The 317-nt window shown below is 53.9% G+C and carries 1 protein-coding gene; it reads left to right on the forward strand.

What is annotated here, in order from left to right; genetic code table 11:
• Positions 1–142: 142 nt before the first annotated feature.
• On the forward strand, positions 143–317 hold a 175-nt coding region (locus A6X21_RS25935; RefSeq protein ID WP_165603919.1), incomplete at its 3' end, for a twin-arginine translocase subunit TatC.

Below are 317 nucleotides of genomic sequence, written 5' to 3' on the forward strand. Positions count from 1 at the left end.
AGAAAAAGTGGAAGGCTGAGAATGAGCGTATCATGCGTGCACATCCAGCGGATCCACGCGCAGATGTCATCGGCGATGACCCTGCAACACCTATAGCAGAAACGCCGGTCGACACATCGCCCACCGAGACGGCGGCTAAGACATGAACGAAATTGACGAAAGCAAAATGCCCTTGCTCGATCATTTGATTGAGCTGCGCAGCCGTTTGCTCTGGAGCTTTTTGGCGCTCGCTATCGCCTTTGGCATCAGCCTCTATTTCGCGCGGCCCATCTTTGGCTTTCTCGTGCAACCTTTGCTCGCTTCAGGTCAGACGAAAC

This window comes from Planctopirus hydrillae, assembly GCF_001707835.1.
GTDB lineage: Bacteria > Planctomycetota > Planctomycetia > Planctomycetales > Planctomycetaceae > Planctopirus > Planctopirus hydrillae.